This is a genomic window from Hungatella hathewayi WAL-18680, assembly GCF_000235505.1.
Taxonomy (GTDB): domain Bacteria; phylum Bacillota; class Clostridia; order Lachnospirales; family Lachnospiraceae; genus Hungatella_A; species Hungatella_A hathewayi_A.
Window position 1 is genome coordinate 1,833,545 of the sequence record NZ_JH379027.1, and the last position, 5,430, is coordinate 1,838,974.

A 5,430-nucleotide genomic window follows, 5' to 3' on the forward strand; every position below is an offset into this window, starting at 1 on the left:
TCGGTGGACAGCCGTGACAGCCGGATCGGCACGGTCCCGGAGGAGGATGTGCTAGGGAAAAGTGATTCTGATAATCAGAGCAGGAAGATAAAGGGTTGGAGGAGTACGGAATATGAGCCATTTTAGATTACATACGAAATCGAAGGGGATAAGGCGGCAGAATGTCCTGATCATGGGAATCATCTGTGTCCTGGCGGCAGCAGCGGCCGGCTACGGAATCCACAGCATGGGGACGGCCCGTGCCAAGAGCCGGGAGACCGTGCTGATCTATACGGAGGAGGAGCTGGAGCAGTATCTGCTGGACAGGGAGAGCGAAGAGTACAATCTGAATGGAAGGTACCGGCTGGAAGCGGATCTGGAGCTTGGGTGGCTTAAAGAGTCCATCGGGAGTAACCTGGAGCCGTTCACCGGAACTTTTGATGGAAACGGACATGTGATAAACGGCTTGGAGAGACCGTTATTCGGTGTGATGAAGAGGGCGGAGGTGGAGAATCTGTTCTTGAGCGGAGCGGTAATCAGCCATCCGGTACTCTATCATGACGGGGAGAGATATGTGGACGGGTACGCCGGGCTGGCCGGATATGCGGTGGATTCGGTGATCAGAAACTGTGGAGTGGGCGGAGAAATCCATATGGCGACGCCGATGGAAGCGGAGTATCTTCTGGAGAAGGCCAGCCCGTCCGATGCAGATGAGGAGAAAGGGCCGGGGATGCAGAAGAATCCCGGCGGACAGCTGCCGTCCGGCCAGGAAAGCAGCGGGCCGGTAGGGCCTGGAGTGGGGCAAGAGACGGAGTCAAAAGGAGAAACGGAATCAGAGGCAGAAGTGGGACCTGGAGTTGGGACGGAATCGACCCAGACAACTGAGACGGAGTCGTCCCAGGCAACTGAGATGGAATCGACTCAGACAACTGAGATGGAGTCATCCCAGACATCTGAGATGGAATCGACCCAGCCAACTGAGACGGAGTCCACCCAGGCAACTGGGACAGGAGCAGTTCAGCCGTCTGAGACAGAATCCACCCAGCCAGTTGGAACAGATGAAAATGGAGCGCCGGAGACTTCCGATGGAAATGAGAAAGAGCCGGAGACGGGAAATGGGGGTGGATCCGGACAAGGAACCGCGTCCCCGGAAGGGGAAAATACAAGTGAAGCTGTGACGCAGCCAGGGGACGGAACGTCCTCAACCCCAACACAGAAGCCGGAAACAGAGACATCCAATAGTGGTACGGATAGTAGTAATACGACGGAGAGCAGTGGAGGAAGCGACGACGGAACCAGCGGGGAGACTGGTGGAGGAACTGGTGTGGCGAAAACGGAACAAACAAAGTCGGAACAGTCCGAACAGCCGAAACCGAAACAGCCTGAACAGTCAGCAGCCACAAACCTGAGCGCGCCAAGGACAGGGCAGCCACATTTTGAGCAGCCAATGCCAGTGACCTTTTCTGTTCAGGCCCAGGACGCCGCGCTCGATGAAACCATCGGCTACCGTTCTGTCATCCGCCAAAATCTTTCTATGAAAGCGGCCTCGGTAGTGGATATGGATATCGACGAGGTAGAAATGCCAGCCGCCACCCCATCCGACGCAGAGGAAAGTCCGGTGGCGACACCCTCAGATGCATCAGGCCCGGAAGAGGGAAGGGAACCGGCGCCGGAACCAGGCACAGAGTTTCAGCCCCTGGAGGACGAACTGCACTATATCGGCAACCCGGCCGGAGACATTTACATCCTGGTCACAGCGGACAAAATCACGGCAGGCGGCCTGGTTGCCCAGACGGACAAAAACACGCGGATATCCAACGCCTTTACCCTGATAACCATCGATTCCTCATTGGAGAATATCGAAAGCTGTGTCGGTGGCTTGACAGGCATTCTGGGCGAAGAGGCCCATGTGGAGAACAGCTATGCATCCGGCCTGATAAGCAGCAGTGATACCGTTGGCGGATTCGCCGGAATCAACGAAGGAATCATAGAACACTGCTATTCCACCATGACATTCGGTGAGATGGGAAATGTCCACGGCGCCTTTACCGCATCAGGAAGCGGAACGTTATCCGGCTGTGCCTACGATATTCAGATGGCCTGCATCACAGAAGCAGCATCGGAAGACAGCCTGAAAGGTCTGCTTACAGCAGAAATGACAGGCCCGGAAACACAGATTCCGGGAACCTGGTATACGACGGAAAACGCTTACCCGCAGATAGAATATTTTGCAGGACATGAAAACCAGATGGCCGCCGACAGTTCCAAAATGTCTGCCATCGCCCTCCTGCTTCCGAAAGGACGTAATCTGTCAGATATCTTGAATGAAGGAGACATTTTCCTGCCACAGGAGGTGGACGGACAGGAAATTCAGTGGGACGCCGGGGGAGACCTTCGGATTGATGAAAATAACCGCATTTTAAGTGTGGAATCCGCAACGTCTTCCTCCCACCAGGTTCCCAAAGTAGAAGCGTCCCTGGAATCCCAGACGCTGGAACCCCAGACGACGGAGTCTCAAACCATGGACCCTGTAGAGGAACATGACCCCGCCATCACCCAGGATGAACCAGAACGGTACGAAGCGGAACCGGAAACCACACAAGAAGAGCAGGCTGTCAATGAAACCGGCAGCCTGCAATTAAAAGCGTCAATCGGCGAAATTACCAGGAGTTATGCCCTCCGTGCAATCCAGCCAAGAGCGAGTTATGAAAACTGGAAGAAGGTAGGGGAGACCATAACAACAGCTCCTGCAGTCCCCAATCCCAGCAAGACGCCTGGAACTGTGGATAATCCATATTTGCTGAAAACCGCGGAAGATTTAGCCTGGTTTGTGGTGGAGGTTGATAAAGGAAATGACACCCTCTGCGCAAATTTAGAGGCAGATATTGATTTGTTTGGCGGCGACTACACGGGCAATACGTTTGATAGCGCAACAAAAAACTACAATGACGCCCTGCCATGGTGGCCCATAGGAGGAGGATTGTCAAATTCCATTACTGATATGACATCCGGGTATAAGGGCGTATTTGATGGAAAGAACCATGTCATTACATCGTTAAAATTAGCCCCAGGCTTAGATGGAGTGAATGGCTTCTTTTCCAGACTATCGGGAGATGGCATTGTGAAAAATCTGGGGATAGAATCTGGATATACGGATATAGCAGGGAAAAGAGTTGTAGGTGTCGTTGTTGGTATTATGAGGTCAGGCACAATTTTGAACTGTTGGAACGGAGCGACTGTAATTAATGGAGGTGGCGAAACAGGAGGAATTGTCGGTTATTGCAGTGGTGCTGGAACTGAGAAAATTGATGGTTGCTATAACATAGGAAGTATTAACGGTTGGTCAGGTGTTTATGGTGTGGGCGGTATTTTGGGCTATTCCTGGGGAGGAGGGCTGGCGACAATCAGTAATTGTTATAATTTGGGAGATGTAACATCAAATATCTCAAGCAAGACTACTCCTACTGGTGGAATTGTGGGCGGTACTGTGAGCAATAATGTGCAGATTCAAAATTGTTACAATGCCGGAAAGATTGAGGGGAACGCCCCATATGCATTGTGTGGCAATAATAGTACAGCAAATGTAACAATTATCAATAGCTATTATGATAAAACGTATGGTTCAAGTTTTTCTCATGGAACCCCGCTGACAACCGAAGAACTCCAATCCTGGGCGGCCGCCTATGCACTGAACGGCCAGAGCCGGACCCAGGCCACGGAATCCGGTCTTATGTGGGTCTACGAATCGGCAAAAGGTTACCCCTATCTGTCCACTGAAAGCCTGGACATGCCTTTAAGCTGGCTGGATGTGGGAAAAGGCGGAATGGCCGGTCTGGTGACTGCCGGAATTCTATCCTCAAGTGAAGGAAGCGCAAGCAAGCCCCATACCATCACCACACCAGAACAGCTGGCCACACTCTCCGCGATGACAAGAGCGGGAAAAAGTAATGTCAGCGCATCTCTGGAGGCCGATCTTCAATTATCCGGTGTCCAATACGGATACAGTGCAGCCGCCCCTCTCACCTGGCACCCGATTGGTGAAGATGAGGCTGGAAAAAGGTACACGGGAACATTCAACGGAAATGGTCATACGGTTTCAGCCATGCTGGCAAAAGGTACGGAAAAGCAGGGCCTGTTCGGCACCCTGGGAGACAATGCCACCATCAAGAAAACCGGCATTTCCGACAGCCAGGTAGAGGCGTCAAGTGGAGTTGCCGGAGGAATTGCCGGATACGTGCGGGGAACCAACGTTGTAATAACCGAGTGCGGCAATAAAGCAGGAAGTTTAAGTGGATATGGAATGTTTTTGGAGGCTGTGTCGGCTTGGCGGATAGTAATTCAAGCCTGATTATGGATGGATGTTATAACGAAGGAAATATCAGCGTACCAGGAGGACAGATGATGGGCGGTATCATCGGCTACGTACCGTCCGGTAATGCTCGTCGAGTGGTCATTCGAAACTGTATGAACAAAGGGAAGGTGGAAGGCCTCAGTTATGTTGGTGGAATCATAGGGACTGCGGTTTCTGGGACAACAACCATAACCGGATGCTGGAATGCCGGAATAGTGTCGTCGTCCGAGGCCGGTAGAGCAGGATCTATTAAGGGCACGGAATTAGACAGTGCGGATGAGTTAAGGGACTGCCTGGTAGATGAAACTCATAAGTATGGAGACATCGGGAACTGTCCGACAGTAAAGTCAGAAGTCCTTGGAACCTGGGGAGCGGCCTGGTGGTTAAACGGAGGCAGTTTAAAGCAGTCCACAGGTCTCTCATGGACTTACGATAAAGACAGCCCCTATCCGGTTCTGAACACTATGGGACTGTCGTCGGCCGAAAGCTGGGAAGTTGTCGGCCAGGCGGTGGATGACGGTCTGATAGGAGAGAAGCCCACAGGGACGCCATATCAGATAAGCAAGCCGGAGCATCTGGCCTGGTTTGCGAAGAAGATCAATGACGGAACGCTGCCTGCAAACACAACGGCAGTCTTAAAGGATCACCTAAATCTTGCCGGAACCAGCTACGTGTCCAGCGGAAAACTGGCCTGGGTGCCGATTGGAAAGGACGCATCCCATTCCTATCAGGGGACATTCCAGTCAGACACCGGAAACGCAAAGATATATGAAATACAGGACTTATATGTGAATACCACCGGAGAAGCCGGTCTGTTTGGCAATGTGGATACGGGAGGAGTCATTCAGAGAATCGGAATCAAAGGTGCATCGGTGGCAGGAAAAACGTCAGGCGGCATCGCCGGAATGCTGAAAGGGACGGCAGAGATTTCCCAGTGTTATAACCGTGGAGCCAGCAGCGTATCCGGCACCTCCTATGCCGGAGGTATTGCCGGCCAGGTGACAGGCAGCGCCAAAATCAGGGACTGCTATCATCTGGACTCCGTGGTATCCGGCACGGGAACCACTTCCTACGCGGGGGGAATCGCAGGCGGAATTCCG

At 52.6% G+C, this 5,430-nt stretch carries 1 protein-coding gene and 1 pseudogene; both read left to right on the plus strand.

What is annotated here, in order from left to right; genetic code table 11:
- Window positions 1-112 precede the first annotated feature (112 nt).
- On the plus strand, window positions 113-4,327 hold the full coding sequence (locus HMPREF9473_RS27615) for a hypothetical protein (protein WP_006779614.1): 4,215 nt from the start codon (window positions 113-115) through the stop codon (window positions 4,325-4,327).
- Window positions 4,303-5,430, plus strand: a pseudogene (locus tag HMPREF9473_RS27620) (hypothetical protein); the annotation flags it as partial. The gene HMPREF9473_RS27615 and the pseudogene HMPREF9473_RS27620, both read left to right, overlap by 25 nt.